This window comes from Pseudomonas sp. S35 (assembly GCF_009866765.1).
GTDB lineage: Bacteria > Pseudomonadota > Gammaproteobacteria > Pseudomonadales > Pseudomonadaceae > Aquipseudomonas.
The window spans coordinates 1253387-1272605 of the sequence record NZ_CP019431.1; the positions used below are offsets into that span (position 1 = coordinate 1253387).

Annotated in this window: 21 protein-coding genes; 9 read left to right on the forward strand and 12 right to left on the reverse strand. The window is 61.5% G+C overall.

The features are described 5' to 3' along the window. Positions 1 to 58: 58 nt before the first annotated feature. The 3 genes from moaC to moaE are packed head-to-tail and all read left to right on the forward strand — an operon-like array spanning position 59 to position 1223. The gene (moaC, locus tag PspS35_RS05615) at positions 59 to 532 is read left to right on the forward strand and encodes a cyclic pyranopterin monophosphate synthase MoaC (RefSeq protein ID WP_159933092.1); all 474 of its coding nucleotides are present in this window, start codon (positions 59 to 61) and stop codon (positions 530 to 532) included. Continuing rightward, positions 529 to 771 (forward strand): molybdopterin converting factor subunit 1, encoded by a 243-nt coding sequence (moaD, locus tag PspS35_RS05620; protein ID WP_159933093.1) that lies wholly within the window; start codon positions 529 to 531, stop codon positions 769 to 771. The genes moaC and moaD overlap by 4 nt, the downstream gene beginning before the upstream one ends. A gap of 2 nt (positions 772 to 773) precedes the next feature. After that, positions 774 to 1223 carry a molybdopterin synthase catalytic subunit MoaE gene (gene moaE, locus PspS35_RS05625; RefSeq protein ID WP_159933094.1) on the forward strand — a complete coding sequence of 150 codons (450 nt, stop codon included), beginning with the start codon at positions 774 to 776 and terminating at the stop codon, positions 1221 to 1223. 389 nt (positions 1224 to 1612) lie between these two features. Here the strand turns inward: moaE and rhlB are convergent, their stop codons facing one another. Together rhlB and PspS35_RS05635 are read right to left on the reverse strand one after the other, a co-directional pair. Further along, positions 1613 to 3061, reverse strand: a complete 1449-nt coding sequence (rhlB, locus tag PspS35_RS05630; protein ID WP_174244787.1) for an ATP-dependent RNA helicase RhlB — start codon at positions 3059 to 3061, stop codon at positions 1613 to 1615. Positions 3062 to 3163: 102 nt separating this feature from the next. Then, the gene (locus PspS35_RS05635; protein WP_159933095.1) at positions 3164 to 3820 is read right to left on the reverse strand and encodes an alpha/beta hydrolase; all 657 of its coding nucleotides are present in this window, start codon (positions 3818 to 3820) and stop codon (positions 3164 to 3166) included. Positions 3821 to 4165: 345 nt separating this feature from the next. Between PspS35_RS05635 and PspS35_RS05640 the strand changes: the two genes are divergently transcribed. From PspS35_RS05640 to PspS35_RS05655, 4 genes are all read left to right on the forward strand, one after another. Next, positions 4166 to 5197: an amino acid ABC transporter substrate-binding protein gene (locus PspS35_RS05640; RefSeq protein ID WP_053131322.1), complete on the forward strand. Its 1032-nt coding sequence runs from the start codon at positions 4166 to 4168 to the stop codon at positions 5195 to 5197. A 72-nt stretch (positions 5198 to 5269) separates the two neighbouring features. Beyond that, positions 5270 to 6451, forward strand: coding sequence for an amino acid ABC transporter permease (locus PspS35_RS05645; RefSeq protein WP_159933096.1), 1182 nt, complete (start codon positions 5270 to 5272; stop codon positions 6449 to 6451). 10 nt (positions 6452 to 6461) lie between these two features. Beyond that, positions 6462 to 7559 carry an amino acid ABC transporter permease gene (locus PspS35_RS05650; RefSeq protein ID WP_159933097.1) on the forward strand — a complete coding sequence of 366 codons (1098 nt, stop codon included), beginning with the start codon at positions 6462 to 6464 and terminating at the stop codon, positions 7557 to 7559. An 11-nt stretch (positions 7560 to 7570) separates the two neighbouring features. Then, complete coding sequence (locus tag PspS35_RS05655) at positions 7571 to 8335, forward strand: amino acid ABC transporter ATP-binding protein (RefSeq protein WP_003171943.1); 765 nt, start codon at positions 7571 to 7573, stop codon at positions 8333 to 8335. A gap of 58 nt (positions 8336 to 8393) precedes the next feature. Here PspS35_RS05655 and PspS35_RS05660 read toward each other — a convergent pair whose 3' ends face one another. Then, positions 8394 to 8888 carry a type II toxin-antitoxin system MqsA family antitoxin gene (locus PspS35_RS05660; RefSeq protein WP_159933098.1) on the reverse strand — a complete coding sequence of 165 codons (495 nt, stop codon included), beginning with the start codon at positions 8886 to 8888 and terminating at the stop codon, positions 8394 to 8396. Continuing rightward, positions 8885 to 9196 (reverse strand): type II toxin-antitoxin system MqsR family toxin, encoded by a 312-nt coding sequence (locus PspS35_RS05665; protein WP_159933099.1) that lies wholly within the window; start codon positions 9194 to 9196, stop codon positions 8885 to 8887. The genes PspS35_RS05660 and PspS35_RS05665 overlap by 4 nt, the downstream gene beginning before the upstream one ends. A 159-nt stretch (positions 9197 to 9355) precedes the next feature. On the opposite strand from PspS35_RS05665, the gene PspS35_RS05670 reads away from it, so the two are divergent. Then, positions 9356 to 10015 (forward strand): FadR/GntR family transcriptional regulator, encoded by a 660-nt coding sequence (locus PspS35_RS05670; RefSeq protein WP_159933100.1) that lies wholly within the window; start codon positions 9356 to 9358, stop codon positions 10013 to 10015. Further along, positions 10005 to 11270 carry a CynX/NimT family MFS transporter gene (locus PspS35_RS05675; protein ID WP_159933101.1) on the forward strand — a complete coding sequence of 422 codons (1266 nt, stop codon included), beginning with the start codon at positions 10005 to 10007 and terminating at the stop codon, positions 11268 to 11270. The genes PspS35_RS05670 and PspS35_RS05675 overlap by 11 nt, the downstream gene beginning before the upstream one ends. Here the strand turns inward: PspS35_RS05675 and PspS35_RS05680 are convergent. The 8 genes from PspS35_RS05680 to PspS35_RS05715 form a co-directional block, all read right to left on the reverse strand. Further along, the gene (locus PspS35_RS05680) at positions 11267 to 11917 is read right to left on the reverse strand and encodes a DUF1120 domain-containing protein (protein ID WP_159933102.1); all 651 of its coding nucleotides are present in this window, start codon (positions 11915 to 11917) and stop codon (positions 11267 to 11269) included. The two genes, PspS35_RS05675 and PspS35_RS05680, sit on opposite strands and share 4 nt — an antisense overlap. A 17-nt stretch (positions 11918 to 11934) precedes the next feature. Then, positions 11935 to 13071, reverse strand: a complete 1137-nt coding sequence (locus PspS35_RS05685; RefSeq protein ID WP_159933103.1) for a DUF1120 domain-containing protein — start codon at positions 13069 to 13071, stop codon at positions 11935 to 11937. An 11-nt stretch (positions 13072 to 13082) separates the two neighbouring features. After that, on the reverse strand, positions 13083 to 15515 hold the full coding sequence (locus tag PspS35_RS05690; RefSeq protein ID WP_174244788.1) for a fimbria/pilus outer membrane usher protein: 2433 nt from the start codon (positions 15513 to 15515) through the stop codon (positions 13083 to 13085). Between the two features lie 94 nt (positions 15516 to 15609). Next, positions 15610 to 16311 carry a fimbria/pilus chaperone family protein gene (locus tag PspS35_RS05695; RefSeq protein ID WP_065924218.1) on the reverse strand — a complete coding sequence of 234 codons (702 nt, stop codon included), beginning with the start codon at positions 16309 to 16311 and terminating at the stop codon, positions 15610 to 15612. A gap of 33 nt (positions 16312 to 16344) precedes the next feature. Then, entirely contained in the window at positions 16345 to 16968 is a 624-nt protein-coding gene (locus tag PspS35_RS05700) for a DUF1120 domain-containing protein (RefSeq protein WP_159933104.1), read from the reverse strand. An 89-nt stretch (positions 16969 to 17057) separates the two neighbouring features. Then, positions 17058 to 17678, reverse strand: a complete 621-nt coding sequence (locus PspS35_RS05705; RefSeq protein ID WP_159933105.1) for a DUF1120 domain-containing protein — start codon at positions 17676 to 17678, stop codon at positions 17058 to 17060. A gap of 38 nt (positions 17679 to 17716) precedes the next feature. Next, positions 17717 to 18340, reverse strand: a complete 624-nt coding sequence (locus PspS35_RS05710) for a DUF1120 domain-containing protein (RefSeq protein WP_159933106.1) — start codon at positions 18338 to 18340, stop codon at positions 17717 to 17719. 29 nt (positions 18341 to 18369) lie between these two features. After that, on the reverse strand, positions 18370 to 18990 hold the full coding sequence (locus tag PspS35_RS05715; RefSeq protein WP_159933107.1) for a DUF1120 domain-containing protein: 621 nt from the start codon (positions 18988 to 18990) through the stop codon (positions 18370 to 18372). Between the last annotated feature and the right edge of the window lie 229 nt (positions 18991 to 19219).

Here is a 19219-nt window from a genome sequence, read left to right on the forward strand (position 1 = left end):
TTCACTTGCAGCTCGTGGCTTGTAGCTTGTAGCTTTTTTTCTGCCTCAAGGAGGCCCCGTGCTGACTCATCTCGATTCCCAAGGTCGCGCCCATATGGTCGACGTCACCGACAAGTCCGTGACGTTCCGTGAGGCGGTGGCTGAAGCGCGGGTGCGCATGTTGCCAAGCACCCTGCAAATGATTGTCGACGGCGCCCACCCCAAGGGCGACGTGTTTGCCGTGGCCCGCATCGCCGGGATCCAGGCCGCCAAGAAAACCAGTGACCTGATCCCGCTGTGTCATCCGTTGATGCTTACCGGCGTCAAGGTCGAACTGAGCGCCGAGGGTGCAGACGCGGTGCATATCGTGGCGCGCTGCAAATTGTCCGGGCAGACCGGCGTAGAGATGGAAGCGCTGACGGCCGCCAGTGTCGCGGCGTTGACGATCTACGACATGTGCAAGGCCGTGGATCGCGGCATGACGATCGAAAGTATTCGCCTGCTGGAAAAGCTCGGCGGTAAAAGCGGGCATTTCAAGGCGGATGAACAATGAGCATCAACGTACTGTTTTTTGCGCGCTACGCCGAGGCGGTGGGCTTCGATTCGCTGGAGATGGAAGGTGAGTTTGCCACCGTTGATGCCGTGCGGTTGGCGCTGGCGAGTGACCCGGAGTTTGCGGTCCTCAACGAGACGAGCCTGATGTGCGCCCGCAACGAGCAATTGTGCAACCTCGACGAACCGGTGCAAGCAGGCGATGAAGTCGCGTTCTTCCCACCTGTGACCGGAGGCTGAACATGGCCATCCGTGTGCAGGTCGGGGCGTTTGACCCCGGCGTCGAAGTCAACGCCATGCACGCGGCCAATGTGGGCGTGGGCGCGGTGGTGAGTTTTGTCGGGTACGTGCGCGACTTCAATGACGGTCGCGAGGTGTCGGGGATGTTCCTGGAGCATTATCCCGGCATGACCGAAAAGGCCCTGGCCAAGATCGCCGTGGAAGCCGAGCAGCGCTGGCCGTTGCTCAAGCTCGAAGTGTTGCACCGTGTCGGCGCGCTGGAACCGGGCGAGCCGATTGTGTTCGTGGCGGCCGCCAGTGCCCATCGCCAGGCGGCGTTTGATGCCTGTGCGTTTGTGATGGATTACTTGAAGACCCGGGCGCCGTTCTGGAAGAAAGAGAACACCCCTGAGGGCGCGCGCTGGGTAGAAGGGCGCAGCAGTGATCACGCCGCGGCGGATCGCTGGAAATAGCCAGCCAGGCACCGATCTCAAAACCAGCAGAGATCAAAATGTGGGAGGGGGCTTGCCCCCGATGGCCATAGGTATCTATACAACTCTTAAAGGCTGACACATAACTCTGTGGTGAGCGGGCTTGCCCCGCGCTGGGCTGCGCAGCAGCCCCAATAAGGTCACCGCAGAGTGCCAGAATCAATCGAGGTGAACGTTTTAGGGGCCGCTTCGCAGCCCAGCGCGGGGCAAGCCCGCTCACCACAGAAGCCTGATTGCCATAGATTCCGTATTCACTGGAAGTTGTGTAGATACCCATGCCCCGATGGCAGGGTGTCAGTCAATGATGTTGTGACTGATACACCGCTATCGGCAGCAAGCCCCCTCCCACACGTTTTACCGCGTTTCAGTCTTTAAGGGCGCTTGCGCTCGACGGCTCGTAGCAAGTGCGTCGGCGGCGTCTCGCAGCTGATCTTGCGGCCCAGCAGCGTTTCGATCGACGGCAGCTGATACGAGTCATCTTCCCCCGCAAAGCTGATCGACACACCCGCCGCGCCCGCACGGCCGGTACGGCCAATGCGGTGTACGTAGTCGTCCGGCACTTCCGGCAGGGTGAAGTTGATCACGTGGCTGATGCCGTCGATGTGAATCCCACGCCCAGCCACGTCAGTGGCCACCAGTACGCGGATCTTGCCTTCGCGGAAACCTTCCAACGTCTTGATGCGCTTGTGCTGCGGCACGTCGCCGGACAGTTGCGCGGCGTTGACGCCATCACGCACCAGGCGCTCTTCGATGCGGCGCACTTCGTCCTTGCGGTTGGCAAACACCATCACCCGCTCCCAACCGTTGTCGTTGATCAGGTTGTAGAGCAGCTTGTACTTGTCGGCACCGGCCACGGCGTAGATGTGCTGTTCGACATTTTCGCTGGCGACGTTCAGCGCTTCGATCTCGACGATGGACGGGTCGGTGGTCCACTGCTTGGCGAGGTTCATCACGTCTTCGGTGAAGGTCGCGGAGAACAGCAGGGTCTGACGTTCGCTTTTCGGCGGGGTCTGGCGAATGATCTGGCGTACTTGCGGGATAAAGCCCATGTCGAGCATGCGGTCGGCTTCGTCCAGCACCATCACTTCGACCATGTCCAGGTGCACGTCGCCGCGCTGGTTGAAGTCCAGCAGGCGGCCAGGGGTGGCGACCAGGATGTCGCAGTGGCGGGCTTCAAGGTGCTTGAGTTGCTTGTCGAAGTCCATGCCACCGACGAAGGTCATCACGTTGAGGCCGGTGTACTTGGTCAGGTCGGCGGCGTCCTTGGCGATCTGCACCACCAGTTCCCGGGTCGGGGCGATGATCAGCGCGCGCGGTTCACCCATGTAGCGCTCTTTAGGCGGCGGCGTTTGCAGCAGTTGGGTGATGATCGAGATCAGGAACGCGGCGGTCTTGCCGGTACCGGTCTGGGCCCGACCGATGGCGTCTTTGCCGGCCAGGGTGAAGCCCAATACCTGCGCCTGGATCGGCGTGCAGTACGGGAAGCCCAAGTCCTGGATGGCGTGCATCAGTTCCGGGGCCAGCTTGAAATCGTGGAAGCGGGTCTTGCCTTCCTGGGGCTCGACGACGAAGTCTTCGAGTTTCCATGGAATCACGGGCGGCTTGGGCGTACGTTCGCGGCGCGGCTTGGGGGCCGGGGCGACGTCTTTTGCCGGTTCAGTCGCGATCACCGCAGGCGGCGTCGGCTGGGCGACAGGTGCAGTCCGCTCGGGCTGTTTACCGTCATTGCGGCTGCCGGCAGTCGGGACAGGAGCACTGGGAACAGGCGCGAGCGGCTCGGCCTCGCTTTTGCCGAACATCTTCTTGAGTGCTTCGAGCACGGTGATCTCATTAATTGGTTAAGGAATGTACGCCGGCCAGTGTAATGCAAGAATCGGGCGCGGCGTAGTGCGTCTGTCATACGGCTACATAAACGCCGGTTTTCAGCCTAGGCGCTCGCTCAACCACGTGCCGATATCGCGGATCTCCTCGGGTAACACTTCATGGCCCATTGGGTATTCCTGCCATGTGACGGTGACACCGCGGGTCTTCAAATGCTCGTAGGCACTGCGGCCCATGACGTTCTGCACCACTTCGTCGTATTGGCCATGCAGGCACAGGGCGAGAATACGTTGTTGGCTGGCGGACAATTGCAGCTCGTCGCCGAACGTTGGCGCGTAGGTGGAGAGGGCGATCACGCCACCCAGCGGTCCTTGCCACTTAAGGAATGCAGTGTGAAAAACCACGGCACCCCCTTGGGAAAACCCAGCGAGGAAAATTCGCGAAGCGTCTATTCCGGTTCTCTTCTGAGCTTCGATCAAGTCGGTGACCATTTCGGCCGACGTTTCCAACTCTTCCAGGCTGATGGAACGCGCCGGGCTCATGGCCTTGATGTCGTACCAGCTCGGCATCTCATAGCCACCATTAATAGTCACCGCACGCGTCGGCGCCTGGGGCAACACGAAGCGGGTGCTCAGCAGGGTTTCTTGCAACGCTTCGGCCACCGGCAGGAAGTCGTAGCGATCGGCACCCAGGCCATGCAGCCAGATTACGCAGGCGTCTGCGGGCTTGGCGGGCTGAAGAATCAAGGGTTCGGTCATGTCTGCTCCATAAATGTGCGTGCGCTCCGATTAAGTGCGACGGAACGGTGCGCCATAGGTTGATCTGTTAAGAGAATGTCGCAAGGTTGAATCTTTTGCTATTGACCATGGGCTGAAACGACTCAGCCAGCACTCTGGTACGGGGCTTGCTATGTGTTGGTCGATGTCAGGACTTTCCCAGGACGGTAACACTATCAGTGACTGCCGCTTGTGGGATAGCAACTGGAATTACCGCGACAACTTCATGCCGCTTGACCCTAAAAAAAGCCAACACGGGTCGATATCGCCTCATAAGGGTGCGCTGAGGTTCGAGCTCCGACACAACAAGAGCAACTGGAGGTTTGAATGAAGGTATTGAAATCCACCCTGGCCATCGTTTGCGCGGCGGCCGTACTGGGTGTCAGTGGTTTTGCCCAAGCTGGCGCCACTCTGGACGCCGTGCAGAAGAAAGGCTTTGTGCAATGTGGCGTGAGTGACGGCTTGCCGGGCTTTTCGGTACCGGATGCCAGCGGCAAGATCCTTGGGATCGACGCTGACGTTTGCCGCGCTGTGGCTGCCGCTGTATTCGGCGACGCGACCAAGGTCAAGTTCAGCCAGTTGAACGCCAAGGAGCGTTTCACCGCGCTTCAGTCTGGCGAAGTCGACATTCTGTCCCGTAACACCACCATGACCAGCTCCCGCGATGCGGGCATGGGCCTGAAATTCCCAGGCTTCATCACTTACTACGACGGCATTGGCTTCCTGGTAAACAACAAGCTGGGCGTGAAAAGTGCCAAGGAACTGGACGGTGCAACCATCTGCATCCAGGCCGGTACCACCACCGAACTGAACGTTTCCGACTACTTCCGTGGCAACAACCTCAAATACACCCCGATCACTTTCGACACCTCCGATGAAAGCGCCAAGTCGCTGGAATCCGGTCGTTGCGACGTGCTGACCTCCGACAAGTCCCAACTGTTCGCCCAGCGCAGCAAGCTGGCCGCGCCGAAGGACTACGTGGTTCTGCCGGAAACCATTTCCAAGGAGCCATTGGGCCCAGTCGTACGTAATGGCGACGACGAGTGGCTGGCCATCGTGCGCTGGGTTGGCTACGCCATGCTCAACGCTGAAGAAGCCGGCATCACCTCGAAAAACGTCGAAGCTGAAGCCAAGTCCACCAAGAACCCGGACGTTGCACGTCTGCTCGGTGCTGACGGCGAATACGGCAAAGACCTGAAAGTGAAGAAAGACTGGGTTGTACAGATCGTCAAGCAAGTCGGTAACTACGGCGAAGTGTTCGAGCGCAACCTCGGCAAGAGCACCCCGTTGGAAATCGACCGTGGCCTGAACGCGCTGTGGAACAACGGCGGCATTCAATACGCACCACCTGTGCGCTGATCGCTGATGGTTCTGTCACCCGGTGGGCCAACCGCCGGGTGATGTTCTGTTCCATTCTCTCCGGGGCACTTCATGCAAAATCAAATCGGCGCACCAAAGCAGAAGCTCAGCTTCAGCGATCCCAAAGTGCGTGCGTGGCTCTTCCAGATCATCACGATTGTGGCGGTGGTCTCGCTGGGCTGGTACCTCTTCAATAACACCCAGACCAACCTTCAACACCGGGGCATTACCTCGGGTTTCGACTTTCTTGAGCGCAGTGCCGGCTTCGGCATCGCGCAGCATTTGATCGACTACACCGAATCGGACAGCTATGCCCGGGTGTTTGTGATCGGCTTGCTCAACACCTTGCTGGTGACCTTCATCGGCGTGATCCTGGCAACGCTGCTCGGCTTTATTGTCGGCGTGGCGCGCCTGTCGCCCAACTGGATGATCAACAAGCTGGCGACGGTGTACGTGGAAGTGTTCCGCAACATCCCGCCGCTGCTGCAGATCCTGTTCTGGTACTTCGCGGTGTTCCTCACGATGCCGGGGCCGCGCAACAGTCATAACTTCGGCGACACCTTCTTTGTCAGCAGTCGTGGCCTGAACATGCCGGCGGCACTGGCTGCGGATGGTTTCTGGCCGTTCGTGGCCAGCGTCGTCGTGGCGATTATCGCCGTGGTGCTGATGACCCGCTGGGCGAATAAACGCTTCGAGGCCACAGGTGTCCCTTTCCACAAGTTCTGGACGGGGCTGGCCTTGCTTGTACTGATCCCTGCGTTGTGCGCACTGATCTTCGGCGCGCCACTGCACTGGGAAATGCCCAAGCTGTCAGGTTTCAACTTTGTCGGCGGTTGGGTGTTGATCCCCGAACTGCTCGCACTGACCCTGGCGCTTACCGTCTACACGGCTGCGTTTATCGCTGAAATCGTGCGTTCGGGCATCAAGTCCGTCAGCCACGGCCAGACTGAAGCCGCCCGTTCCCTCGGCCTGCGAAACGGCCCGACGCTGCGCAAGGTCATCATCCCGCAAGCCTTGCGGGTGATCATTCCGCCGCTGACCAGCCAATACCTGAACCTGGCGAAAAACTCCTCGCTGGCCGCCGGTATCGGTTACCCGGAAATGGTTTCGCTGTTTGCCGGCACGGTGCTCAACCAGACTGGCCAGGCCATCGAAGTCATTGCCATCACCATGAGCGTGTACCTGGCGATCAGCATCAGCATTTCCCTGCTGATGAACTGGTACAACAAGCGCATTGCGCTGATCGAGCGGTGAGGAAACCAGCATGAGTTCTCATATTTTCAAACCAGATATGCCGCCGCCGAGCAAAGTCTTCGGCCCGGTGGCATGGATGCGCGCCAACCTGTTTTCCAGTTGGCTCAACACCCTGCTGACCTTGTTGTCGATCTACCTGGTGTACCTGGTAGTGCCGCCGATCCTGCATTGGGCCATCCTCGACGCCAACTGGGTCGGGACCACCCGCGCCGACTGCACCAAAGAGGGCGCCTGCTGGGTGTTTATCCAACAGCGCTTCGGGCAGTTCATGTACGGCTATTACCCCGGTGACCTGCGCTGGCGCGTAGACCTTACCGTGTGGCTGGCCATTGTCGGCGTAGCGCCGTTGTTCATCTCGCGCTTCCAGCACAAGGCGATCTACGGCCTGAGCTTCCTGGTGCTGTACCCGATCGTTGCGTACTTCCTGCTGCACGGTGGCGTCTTCGGCCTGGCCAATGTGGCGACCAGCCAATGGGGCGGCCTGATGCTGACCCTGGTGATCGCTACCGTCGGTATCGCCGGTGCGTTGCCACTGGGTATCGTGCTGGCGCTGGGGCGGCGTTCGAACATGCCGGCGATTCGTGTGGTCTGTGTGACCTTCATCGAATTCTGGCGCGGCGTGCCGTTGATCACGGTGCTGTTCATGTCCTCGGTGATGCTGCCGCTGTTCCTGCCCGAAGGCATGAACTTCGACAAGTTGCTGCGAGCGCTGATCGGCGTGATCCTGTTCCAGTCGGCCTACGTGGCTGAAGTGGTGCGCGGCGGGTTGCAGGCCATTCCCAAGGGCCAGTACGAAGCCGCTGCTGCGATGGGCCTGGGTTACTGGCGCAGCATGGGCCTGGTGATTCTGCCGCAAGCCCTGAAGCTGGTGATCCCGGGCATCGTCAACACCTTCATCGCACTGTTCAAGGATACGAGCCTGGTGATCATCATTGGCCTGTTCGACCTGCTCAACAGCGTCAAGCAAGCCGCCGCCGACCCGAAATGGCTGGGCATGGCCACTGAAGGCTATGTGTTCGCCGCCCTGGTGTTCTGGATTTTCTGTTTTGGTATGTCGCGCTATTCCATGCATCTGGAACGCAAGCTCGACACAGGCCACAAGCGTTAGGAGTTCTTTTTATGAGCGAAGCAATCAAACAGCCTGTGAGCCCTGAAGGCATTATCCAGATGCAGGGCGTCAACAAGTGGTACGGCCAGTTCCACGTGTTGAAAGACATCAACCTGAACGTCAAGCAGGGCGAGCGTATCGTGTTGTGCGGGCCGTCGGGTTCGGGCAAGTCCACCACCATCCGCTGCCTCAACCGCCTGGAAGAGCACCAGCAGGGCCGCATCGTGGTCGATGGCGTGGAGTTGACCAACGACCTCAAGCAGATCGAGGCGATCCGCCGTGAAGTCGGTATGGTGTTCCAGCACTTCAACCTGTTCCCGCACCTGACCATCCTGCAGAACTGCACGCTGGCGCCGATGTGGGTACGCAAGATGCCCAAGCGCAAGGCCGAAGAAATTGCCATGCACTACCTGGAGCGCGTGCGCATTCCGGAGCAGGCCCACAAGTTTCCGGGGCAACTGTCCGGCGGCCAGCAACAGCGTGTGGCGATTGCCCGTGCGCTGTGCATGAAGCCGAAAATCATGCTGTTCGACGAGCCGACCTCGGCCCTCGACCCGGAAATGGTCAAGGAAGTGCTCGACACCATGATCGGCCTGGCCGAAGACGGCATGACCATGTTGTGCGTAACCCACGAGATGGGCTTTGCCCGCACCGTGGCCAACCGCGTGATCTTCATGGACAAGGGCGAGATCGTTGAACAGGCGGCGCCGAACGACTTCTTCGACAACCCGCAGAATGACCGGACCAAGTTGTTCTTGAGCCAGATTTTGCATTGATCGATGGATGATGCTTGAAAATAAACCCGGCCTTGGCGCCGGGTTTGTTTTTTGTGGTTTAAGAGGCCTTCAGCGTTTCAGTCTCGGTGTGGACGGTATAGGTGAACGCTGCGCGCAAATCAGCACCGTCTGCCAGTTTTTTTGCATCCGCCAGTAAATGCGGGTGGCGATCCAATAGCCGCATCAGGATCACCAGGGGCCTTGGGGCAACTAGTTCGCCACGCTCGTAACGAGAGAAAGCGTTATGCCCCGCGCCGGACAGCAAATCCACGGCCTCTTTTTGCGTAAGGTGCAGTTTTTTGCGCGTGCGTTTGATCTCGGCACCGATCACTTTCCGCGCGGCGAGGGTCAGTTCAGCTTTTGCGGCGTCGTAGCGATCGGTGCTGTCGTCGTCTGGGTCCCAGAAACCGTCGCCGCATACGTTGCATTCCCACCCTGAAAGATTGTCGACCCTGCGCTGCAGCCCTTTGATGCGGATAGTTTCACTGCGACCTTTGAAGTAACTCAATGCATCTGGAGCGCCGCATATGTAGCAAAGCTCGGTTTTTTTCATGATTGTCTCTCCTTGAAGGAGATTACCGGCGGTCTACCGTTTGGGCGGTAAGTGACCTTGACGTAAATCTCCCTGTTTTTTGCGTGCGTGCAATACACATCCTGCCAGGTTCGATGATCCCCAAAAGTGGTCATCGATTTGTACAGCATCCTGTTTTGTAGTGCGTAAATGACGATCTGCATATCCTTGACACTGAAGCCGAGATCCTCACCGGATTCTTTTGCGGCCCTTGTGAACGCTTTGCTGCCAAGCCGCCTGACATCCGCCTTTATCCCCGCCAGATCGTAATGAGGTGTGTACTTTTCCATAAGACACCTGAGTTCAATAATTACCCTCTGAGGGTAATTTTTCCAATCGAAAATACTGCTCCTTTTCCAGCCCTAAAACCCTAGTGCCTTGCCCTTGTAGGCAACTCCGAATAGCCTGTGGGAAAATTCATCCTATGATTGGACGAAAATACAAAACCCATGACAGACATCGCCCCCCTGATCAAACGCTCCTTGGTCGACCAGGCCCTTGAGCAACTGCGCCTGCGCATTTCCCAAGGCGTGTGGGCCGTCGGCGAGCGCCTGCCGACCGAACCAGAGCTGTCTGCTGAGCTCGGCATCAGCCGCAATACCGTGCGCGAGGCCATGCGTGTGTTGGCGTTTTCCGGGTTGATCGAAATTCGCCAGGGTGACGGCAGTTACCTGCGTTCAATGACTGACCCGTTGGGGGCAATGCGGGCGCTGTCCCATTGCACTTTGGAGCAGGCGCAGGAAACCCGGCAGATCCTCGAAGTGGAGGCCATCGGCCTTGCCGCGTTGCGCCGTACCGAGGATGACCTGCGTGCGCTGCATGACGCACTCAAGCGCAGCGCCGAGTTGTACCACGGCGACCTTGAGGCCTACATCCGTGCCGACCTGGTGTTCCACACGCGCGTGGTGGACGCTGCCCACAACCCGGCGCTCAGTGAGCTGTATCAGTATTTTTCGGCCATCGTCGGCGCCCAGTTGCGTCAGACCCTGAGCATTTCGCCGCGTCGCCAGGCGGTGTTCGACCTGCATATCGCCCTGCTCGACGCTGTAGAACAGCAAGACCCGGAGCGTGCCAAATCCCTCTGCCGGCAGTTGATCAATGAACCCTGAAGCCAAGCGCCCCACTGAACTTGAAGAACTGCTGATCGATGCTGAGGCCGACGATGATGCGGTGCAACAGCCGCATCCGCCCGTGCGCCGTCCGTGGCTGTTGTTGCTGGGCCTGGTGCTGGTGGCGCTGAACCTGCGTCCGGCGCTGTCGAGCATGGCGCCGCTGCTGGGTGAGGTGTCCGACAGCCTGGGTTTGTCGGCGGCCAAGGCCGGTTTGCTGACCACCTTGCCGGTGTTGTGCCTGGGCCTGTTTGCGCCCACGGCACCGATCCTGGCGCGGCGCTTCGGTGCCGAGCGGGTGGTGTTGGGGATTTTGCTGACCCTGGCCGCTGGCATCATCCTGCGCAGTTCGTTCGGCGAGGTCGGGTTGTTCGCTGGCAGCCTGATCGCGGGTGCCAGCATCGGGATTATCGGGGTGTTGTTGCCGGGTATCGTCAAGCGTGATTTTGCCAGGCAAGCCGGCACCATGACCGGTGTCTACACCATGGCCCTGTGCCTGGGGGCTGCGCTGGCAGCCGGTTCCACGGTGCCGCTGAGTCACGCCTTCGGCGACAGTTGGCCCCTGGGCCTGGGGTTCTGGATGCTGCCGGCGTTGGCGGCGGCGCTGTTCTGGTTGCCGCAGATCGGCCAGCGACAGGGCGCCCACCAGGCGTCTTACCGGGTCAAAGGCCTGCTACGCGACCCGTTGGCCTGGCAAGTCACCTTGTACATGGGCCTGCAATCTTCATTGGCGTACATCGTGTTCGGCTGGCTGCCATCGATCCTGATCGGCCGTGGCCTGAGCGCCACCGAAGCCGGGTTGGCACTGTCGGGCTCCATCATTGTGCAGTTGTTGAGCTCCCTGGCCGCACCCTGGCTGGCGACACGCGGCAAGGACCAACGTATGGCCATCGTCGTGGTGATGCTGTTGACCCTAGGCGGCCTGTTCGGTTGCCTGTATGCACCGCTGGACGGTCTGTGGGGCTGGGCAATTGTGCTGGGCCTGGGGCAGGGCGGCACGTTCAGCCTGGCGCTGACCCTGATTGTGCTGCGCTCGCGTGATGCCCATGTGGCGGCCAACCTGTCGAGCATGGCCCAGGGGATTGGTTACACCTTGGCCTCCCTCGGCCCTTTGGCGGTGGGGCTATTGCACGATTGGACCGGCGGCTGGGCCGCCACCGGCTGGATTTTTGCGCTGCTGGGCGTGGGCGCGATCACCGCCGGCCTGGGCGCCGGGCGTGCACGGTATGTGCAGGTCAGCAGTGAGAGGCTTTAGAGGTACACCACTTCCAGCGTCGCCGAGCCATCGAGTGGGGTATCGCGGCTCAGGTCAAGGTTCTGCCGGGCATTGATCACGGCTTCGACCTTGACCGTGCTGATCAACTCCTGGATCGCCGAGGGCCCGGCGGTGCTGCCTTCGGTGGTGGTGAACCCCAGGTAGCTGTTGGCCCCGATATCGATAGGGTTGAGGTTGGCGGTGCGCCAGGCCAGGCCACCGGTGGTGGACTCGGTGCCGTACAGGGGGGCGGCGCTGTCTGCCTGGGTGCTACGCGGGTCGAAGCTCATGGAATAGAGACCGATGCGATTGCCACTGTGGTCCAGCCCCAACCCGTAGTAAATCTCGCTATTGACCGTGGCCGTGCCATCGCGATTGTCACGCATGCGCAAGGCAAAGCGGCTCGGCGCGTTGCAGCCAATGCTGACGTGCAGATGTTTGATCGGCAGTCGTGTGCCTCTGTCGAGGTTCAGGTCCTGCTGGGAAATCTTGCCGTAGTCGATCAAGCCGCCAGCGGACAGCAGCGGCGTGCAGGCGACGGGCGTGATCCTGCCCTTGACGATCAGCTCCACGGTCGACGCCGCCAGTGCCGGCGCGGTCAAGGGCAGCAATAGCAGTGAAGAAAAAACCAGGCAGTACTTGTTCATTCAGCGGATTCCAGTGATTAGAGGTAGATGATTTCAAGGGTGCCGGAACCATTGATGTGCACCACCGTGCGCAGGTCCATGGACTGGGTGGGCGCCAGGTACGCCTTGATACGCACGGTGCCGGCCAGGTTCTGCAGGGCAATGGGGCCGCGAGTGTTGCCGGCGCTGTCGGTAAAACCCATGAGGCTGTGGGCGGCGATGGGAATCTGCCGCGCACTGGAGACGCTCCAGGCCTTGCCGCTGCTGGTGGAGTCGGTGCGATAGAGCGTGCGGTAGGCGTCGGCGGTGAAGTCTGCCGGGTCGATGTTCAGGTAGTAGCGGCCGATCTTGTTCCCGCTGTTGTCCAGGTCCAGGCCATAGGCGGTTTCATCGGTGCCGCCGGTGGCGGTGCCGGAGCGGTTGTCATGCATCAGCAGGGCGAAGGGGGTGGGCGCGTCGCAATTGACAGAAAACTGCAAGGTGCGGGTGGGCAGTGGGTTTTCGTGGGTGGGGCTCAGATCTTTCGCCAGCAACGTGCCGTAATCCACCAGGCCACCGTTGGACAGTTGAGGTTTGCACGCGGCGGGGGCGAAGTGGGCGCGCAGATTCACTTCGCGCGCGCTATGACGGCCATGGAACGTCCCGGAGGCTTCCCAGGTGGTGGCGTCCGTGACCCGTGTGGCGGCGATATCGGCGAAGGCGCTGAAGGTCAATTGCACGGAAAAATGCTGGCCGTTGAGTAGCGTCTCGCCGTTGACCGGTGCGATGCCGTGGCCTGTGCGCCAGTTCAGCAGCGCGCCACGGGCCACCGGCGGCTGGCCGAGTGCGGAAATCAATCCCAGCTCCACGGCGGTGCCGTCCAGCACCGCGTCGCTGGCCTGGATCGCGTAGCTGCCATGCTCGGTGAACCGCAGCCGCTGCGAAGTGGCCGCCAGCGCCTGATAAAACAGGCTCATGTCGGTCGGCTGCGCGCAGCTCACATTCAGGCTGACGCGGCGCTCACCCAACGGGCGCTCAAGGGGGCTGTCCTGTTGTGCGACCCGGCTCATCAGGCCGAAATCCAGCAGTGATTCACTGAGGTTCAGTTGGCACTCGTCCTCGGCAAGGGCGTTGCTGGCGACTATCAGCAGCATCACGCTCATGGCCAGGCGGGACAGGGTAGAAGCGGTATTCATGGTGAGGGTCCTCATGATTTATCGCAGCGTGCGGACGCGGTTTCGAAATACACCTGGGGGTCGCTCTTTTCCGGCAACTCGAAGCGCAGGGCGCAACGCGCCATGCCAGGGGCGCTGACCCACAATTGCGGTTGCTCCAGCACATTGGGCAGGAACACCTGGCCGCCATCCTGGACCAGGGTCACGAACTCCCCGCCAGCGGTACTGACGGACGCCCCGCGCGGCAGCGGTGTGCCCTGTTCGCTGCGCGCGTGCAGCAATACCCGACGTGTGCGGGTCACGCCAAATTCGACCCGATCCACGGCCCCGCGCCCGGCGGCGATCATTGCCAGGCCGTTGTTGATATCCGCATTGCGTGGCAGCGAGCGGGTCTGGACTTCCACCGGGCTGCGGCCGTAAGCGCTGACCTGCGGCACCACGGCCTGGCCTTGCCAGTCGGTCCACACCGGGCCGCTGGGGGTGCTCAGTTTGATGCCGCTGATGTCGCCCACCGATGCCACGGCGAAGGTGTCGCGCACTGGGTAGGGCGATAATGTGACGCCGCCGCCATGCACCACCACACCGCCTCGGGCACTGCCTTGGTAGCTTGAACGCTCGGCGTCGGAGCGGCTGTAGCTGAAGTCCAGTTGGCTATAGCGCGGCAGGGCGGAGAGGCCCAGCGTGGTTTCCACCTGTCGATCGCGGGTGTCGTGTTCGGCACTGACGCGGTAGCTCAGTTGATCGTCGATCTGCTCACTCAAACCCAGCCCGGTGCGGTGTTCGCCACCGGAGTTGCGCACCCAGCCGCGGGCCCGGCGGCTCTCGCCCAAGGGCACGCTGATGTTCAGGTACACCGCATTGTCTTGTTGCTGGCGGCCGCCCATCTGCCATTCGCCGCTGGCCGACAGCGACACCCCGCGCACGCTGGTGCCCCAGGAGACCAGGCCCCGGCTGCTGCTGTCGCCATCAAAGCTGCTGGAGCGTGAAGCCCCGGCACTGAACGCGCCCAACCACGGGTGGGACCATCCCAACGTCGCGCTTTGTTGATCGCGATAACGCGAGCGCCGTTGCTGAGTGGTCTCGGGTTCGTAGGTGGCTTCTTCCAGCTCCCGATAGCCCGCCGTGCGCCAGGAATTGGCCACGCTGAACGACCACTGATCATTCAGGCGCTGGGCCCATGAAAGGTCGGTCTGCAGCCCGCGAACCTTGTCCCGTGCCTGGGTATCGGCGAGTTGGCTGGACAGCTGGATGTGACTGTCCAGCCACGGCAGCCAGCCCAGGCTCAACCCGCCCGCGCGGTATTCGCTGGACGCCAGCACGCCGCTGCCCAGGGACAGTTGCGGGTGCACGGCGCCGGTCCAGCCTGCGCTGACCACCCAAGGGTCATCGCCCTGGGCATTGCCGATGTTGCGCACGCGCCCTGCTGCGACCGAATAGCCCGGTGCTGGCAAACCAAGGCCGAGCATGGCCGCCGGGACGGTGAAACGCCGCTCGCCACCGCTGCTTTCGCGGACGGTGACGTCGACGTCGGAGCGCGAGTTCAAACGGCGCACATCCGTCAGGGAAAACGGCCCGGCGGGGACCACTGTGGAGTGAATCAACGCGCCGTTCTGCCGCACCTCGACCTGCGCCGGGCTGTTGGCGATCCCCTCGATGGTCGCACCCTGGCCTTGCTCTTGAAGGGCCTGTTCGGTGAGGACCTGCACCCCGGTGATCTGCGCGCCGGACAGCACTGGGTTGTAGAGGTTGATCTGCCCGAGTTGCAGTACGGCCTGGTGGCTGGCGAACGTGCGCTGGGCGTAGGCCTCCAGGTGCGTGCTGCGCGACAGACCGTCCTGCCAGGTCTGTACCTGGCGGCTGCGCACGATCCAGTCGCCGGCGTTGAAGCCGACTTCGGTATTGGCCGAGCCGAAACGGCTGTCACCGTCACCGAAGCGGTTGTAGAACCCGGTGAGGTCGTAATTGAGCAAACCGGCAACCCCACCGGTTTCATAGCCCGAGACGTCTTGTTGCGCAGGCCGCAACGCCTCGGTCGGCACCACCAGCGACACCGTCAGGCTGGCCGGGTCGGGCTCCACCAGGCTTTGTGGGTAGCGTTCCAGAAAGTCATGGCAGGGGCCGTCATCTGCGGGGACGATCAGGTTGGCGGCGTCCAGCAGGGCGCGGTCAAAACACAGCGCGCCCTGTTGATCAAACCCCACCTCCAGGCGCCCCCGGCGCTGGCCGTTGACCCGCAGGCTGACAGCATGCCGGCCAGCGGCAAAGCGCGGTGCGTCGAGCAACAGGCTGGCCAATTGTGGGTCAATGCCCCGCTGGTGCAGGGTCGTGGCATCAAACCCCGGTCGTGCTTCGGCCCAGGGTACTGCGGGCCAGAGCACACACGCCAACAGCATGGCCGGGCGAGTGATGCGGGCAGGTGTGTCGGGCACGGCTTCGCCGTCACGGTCGCTAAATACTGTTTTCACGAAAGGCACTCAAGTGATGGGCGTCTGTGCGCCCTGGTGACGGTCTTCGAGCCGTCACTTCGTTATGCAGGCGCCGGGCGCCTGGTGTATGCCGTCAGGTCAGAGGGGCTTCGTAGGCGGCTACCGCAAAGCCATACACCGTGGCCGGTTGCAGCCGTACGGTGCTGGCCGGGCCGCCGGTGGCCGGCATGCTCAGGGTTTCTCCCGGCAACACGTAGGTGCGCGGCAGCATCGCCTTGCCATCGCCGGGCAGCAGGCGCAGTTCCTGGGCCAGGCGCACCACATACGGGCTGTCGTTGCGCACCTGCAAGGTGGCGCCGTGCTGCGACCAGCTCAGTAGAGTCCACGGTGTGCGATTGCGCGCCAGGCCTTTGGGATGAATGATCACCGGCAAGTTCTGGCGCACCGTCACGCCTACCCGTGCATGCCCGGCTTCAGTGGCCGGCCGGCCCTGGGGCATGCCTTCAAAGATTGCCCGCTTGAGTCGCTGGGTGAGCAACGGTTGCTGGCTTTGCAGGATGAAACGCACCAGTTGCGATTTGGACGGTTCGACCCGCGACAGTGGCGGCGTGACCACCAGTAACGACTCGGTGTCCTCGGGAACATCTTCCAGGGTGACGTGCAGCAAGGCGAGTTGGCTGTCGGTGTTGGTCACTGATACGGCGGCTTCGCCATCGGTTTCGTAAATGATCACCACGGAGGTGTCTGGGACCATGCCATCAGCCTGTGCATAAGTGGCCGGCAGCAACGTCAGGGCAGCCAGGCAGGCCGCGGTTTTCAACAATGTCGTCGTCATGACGGGGTTTCCCATAGGGGCAGCATAAAGAAGTCAGAGGTAGCGCAAATCCAGGACGATGGAGCCATCGAGCGGCACTTCCTGGTTCAGGGTCAGGTACTGGGCCAGGTTGATGGCGGTGTCGATTTGCAGTTGGGCGCTCAACTGGCCGATGAAGTCGGGCTGGCGATCACCGATGGGGGCAAAACCGACGTAGGTCCTGGGGGAGGCATTGGGGTGCGGTGCCCAGGTTTCGCCGTTGTCGCTGGAAGCCAGCGCTTGCATGGGTTGCGCATCGCCCAACGGGTTGCGATAAGACAGCGCCACCGACCCCAGGCGTTCGGCGGGCGCGTGGATGTTTCTGCCCAGGCTGTAAAGCCCGGGGGCCAAGGCGGACTCGGCGCGGTTGTCGATCCCAACCAGGGCAAACAGCATGGGCCTGGCGCACTGCACATTCAGCGCCAATGCCCGGCTGGGCAGTAGGGTGAACTCGCTGGAACTGAGGGTGTGAGCCGGGATTTTGCCGTGATCGACCGTGCCCTCGTCAGACAGCGTCACGTGGCAAGCGTCCGGCGTCAGCCGACCGGTCACCGTGATGTCGACAAACGACGCGGCAAAGGCCGCCGTGGCGTTCGTCAGTAAAAGGACTGTCGCCAAGAGGCGAGGGTAGGTAGTCATCGGTTTGCGCCACTGGCCGACGTGCAAACGGCCGAAACGGAAGAAATGCCCATGCCTGCCTGTTCCCGCCAGGCATGGGCGCCCAAGGCTTACAGGTACTTCACTTCCAGGGTGGCCGAGCCGTCGAGCGTCACCTCGTTGCTCAGGTCCAGGCCATCGGTGCGGGCGATGGAGGTGTCTACTACCAACTCCGTCACCAGTTCCTTGATGGAGGCCGGTTGGGTGGCGTCGTCCAGGGTGGCCAGCGCCATGTACAAGCCGGCGTCCCATAAATCCTCGCTGTACCAGGTGTTGCCGCCATCCGAGGAGGCAATCGGTTGCATCTGTGCGCCGTCGGCAACGGCGTTACGCAGCATCAGCTTGTACCAGCCCAGCTTCTGGGTGCCGTTGATCAGGCCCAAGCCGTAGTCGGAAGAGGAAATGGATGAACCTGCACGGTTATCGATGGAGTGCAGGGCAAACTGAATGGGCGCATCGCACACCACCACCAGGGTCATAACGTGGCTGCCGATCAATGTGGGGTTGTCCGGACGCAGGTCTTTTGCGGAAATCTTGCCGTGGTCGATGATCCCGCCACTGCTCATGTTTGGCGTGCAGGCGCTAGGCACGATCAGGCCCTTGACGGTCAGGTCGACGGTAGACGCGGCGTAGGTGCTGGCGGAGCCGAGCAGCAGCAGGCTGGTGGTGAGGGTGGTTAACAGGGCTTTCATAGGGGCGAGTTCCTTTCGAGTGAGTCTGTGTGTGGCACTTACAAGTAGCTGACCTGGACCGTGGCGTGCCCGTCGACGGGCACTTCATCCGTCAGCGTCAGGCTATCGGCGGGGGCGATGTGGGTGAACAGGCGGATTTCAGCGTCGAAATCCTTCACCGCGATCGGCACCAGTTGGTTGCCCACCGCGACGGCGGTCAGCAGGGTGTGCGTCAGCAGGCTGGTTGGTAGCCACGTCACGCCGCCGTCTTGTGAGGTGATGGTGCGTACCGCGATACCATCAGCCACGGGACCATAGAGATGGAAAACCGTGCCGCCGAGCTTTTCGCCTTCCAGGGTCAGGCCCAGCCCATGCCAGTACTGGTGGTTGGCAGAGGAGCCGGCGCGGTTGTCGACGGTGGTCAGGGTGAAGAACGTCGGTGCTTCACAACGCACGCTCAATTGCATGGATTGGTTGGGCAATGAGGTGTATTGCCCGGCGTTGAGGTCCTTGACTGCCATTTTTCCGAAGTCGATTGTGCCGCCGCCGGAGATCAGTGGCGCACAGGCGCTCGGGGTGATGGTGCCTTTGACCGTGAGGTCGGTGTTGCTGTCGGCCATCGCGATGGATGAAGCGCCGACTAAGCAGACAATCAAGGGGATGGCGTTGAGAAAGTGCGGCATGTGTGCCCTCCTGGCGTTCTGGTTGGGTATTACAGGTACATCACCTCAAGCGTTCCGGAGCCGTCGATGGGCTGCTCTTCGCTGAAGTCGAACTGATCCGCACGTGCGATTTGGGTGCTGACTTCGAGGTCCATGACCAGATCCTTGACCGGAAGCAGGGTCGTGGCATCGTCCAAGGCACCCGCGCCCCACAAGGTTTGCAGTTCCCAAGCCCACTCCGCATACCAGGTGCGGCCGCCATCGCCGGATGCGATGGGTTGAACCGGCACCGCATCAGCGACCATGTTCAGGGGCGTCAGGTAAAACCGGCCGAGTTTCTTGTTTGTGTTGATCAGGCCCAGTCCAAAGTCACTGCTGCCGGTGGAGGAACCGGCGCGGTTATCGATGGGCCGCAGGGCCATGGCGGTGGGGCCTTCGCAATTGATCGACAGTTTCAACATGACCTTGGGCAAGCTGGTTGGGTTGTTCTGTACCAGGTCCTTGGACGCGATCTTTCCATGGTCGACCACACCGCCACCGGAGAAGGTGGGTGTGCAGGCGTTGGGCGTGATCACACCTTTTACCGTCAGGTCCACGGAGCTGGCGGCAAAGGCGGAGGCAGTGTTGGCGAGTAGCAGGGCGGTACACACCAGGGTGAGGGACGTGTTCATGTTCAGGTTGATCCAGTGCAAGGTCGGCGGTTGATGCGCGCATAGCTCCGTGCCAGTCCCTTTGAGGGGCAGGTTGCAAGGCGGCTTGGCGCGCTGTGTCGAGGCTGCCGCAGTGCGGCGAGCCCGTTCCCTCTGATCGGGGTGGGGCGCAATGTAGCGAGGGGAAGGGCCGCGAGAAATACAACTTTTACGACAATGCCGAGGGGGCCTGAAAGTCAATCGGGTCCAT

What these genes read in the sequence shown, in the direction of transcription:
- moaD (WP_159933093.1), top strand. Translation starts at nt 529, where the DNA reads ATGAGCATCAACGTACTGTTTTTTGCGCGCTACGCCGAGGCGGTGGGC.
- moaE (WP_159933094.1), top strand. Translation starts at nt 774, where the DNA reads ATGGCCATCCGTGTGCAGGTCGGGGCGTTTGACCCCGGCGTCGAAGTC.
- PspS35_RS05635 (WP_159933095.1), bottom strand. Translation starts at nt 3,820, where the DNA reads ATGACCGAACCCTTGATTCTTCAGCCCGCCAAGCCCGCAGACGCCTGC.
- PspS35_RS05640 (WP_053131322.1), top strand. Translation starts at nt 4,166, where the DNA reads ATGAAGGTATTGAAATCCACCCTGGCCATCGTTTGCGCGGCGGCCGTA.
- PspS35_RS05645 (WP_159933096.1), top strand. Translation starts at nt 5,270, where the DNA reads ATGCAAAATCAAATCGGCGCACCAAAGCAGAAGCTCAGCTTCAGCGAT.
- PspS35_RS05650 (WP_159933097.1), top strand. Translation starts at nt 6,462, where the DNA reads ATGAGTTCTCATATTTTCAAACCAGATATGCCGCCGCCGAGCAAAGTC.
- PspS35_RS05655 (WP_003171943.1), top strand. Translation starts at nt 7,571, where the DNA reads ATGAGCGAAGCAATCAAACAGCCTGTGAGCCCTGAAGGCATTATCCAG.
- PspS35_RS05660 (WP_159933098.1), bottom strand. Translation starts at nt 8,888, where the DNA reads ATGAAAAAAACCGAGCTTTGCTACATATGCGGCGCTCCAGATGCATTG.
- PspS35_RS05665 (WP_159933099.1), bottom strand. Translation starts at nt 9,196, where the DNA reads ATGGAAAAGTACACACCTCATTACGATCTGGCGGGGATAAAGGCGGAT.
- PspS35_RS05670 (WP_159933100.1), top strand. Translation starts at nt 9,356, where the DNA reads ATGACAGACATCGCCCCCCTGATCAAACGCTCCTTGGTCGACCAGGCC.
- PspS35_RS05675 (WP_159933101.1), top strand. Translation starts at nt 10,005, where the DNA reads ATGAACCCTGAAGCCAAGCGCCCCACTGAACTTGAAGAACTGCTGATC.
- PspS35_RS05680 (WP_159933102.1), bottom strand. Translation starts at nt 11,917, where the DNA reads ATGAACAAGTACTGCCTGGTTTTTTCTTCACTGCTATTGCTGCCCTTG.
- PspS35_RS05685 (WP_159933103.1), bottom strand. Translation starts at nt 13,071, where the DNA reads ATGAATACCGCTTCTACCCTGTCCCGCCTGGCCATGAGCGTGATGCTG.
- PspS35_RS05695 (WP_065924218.1), bottom strand. Translation starts at nt 16,311, where the DNA reads ATGACGACGACATTGTTGAAAACCGCGGCCTGCCTGGCTGCCCTGACG.
- PspS35_RS05700 (WP_159933104.1), bottom strand. Translation starts at nt 16,968, where the DNA reads ATGACTACCTACCCTCGCCTCTTGGCGACAGTCCTTTTACTGACGAAC.
- PspS35_RS05705 (WP_159933105.1), bottom strand. Translation starts at nt 17,678, where the DNA reads ATGAAAGCCCTGTTAACCACCCTCACCACCAGCCTGCTGCTGCTCGGC.
- PspS35_RS05710 (WP_159933106.1), bottom strand. Translation starts at nt 18,340, where the DNA reads ATGCCGCACTTTCTCAACGCCATCCCCTTGATTGTCTGCTTAGTCGGC.
- PspS35_RS05715 (WP_159933107.1), bottom strand. Translation starts at nt 18,990, where the DNA reads ATGAACACGTCCCTCACCCTGGTGTGTACCGCCCTGCTACTCGCCAAC.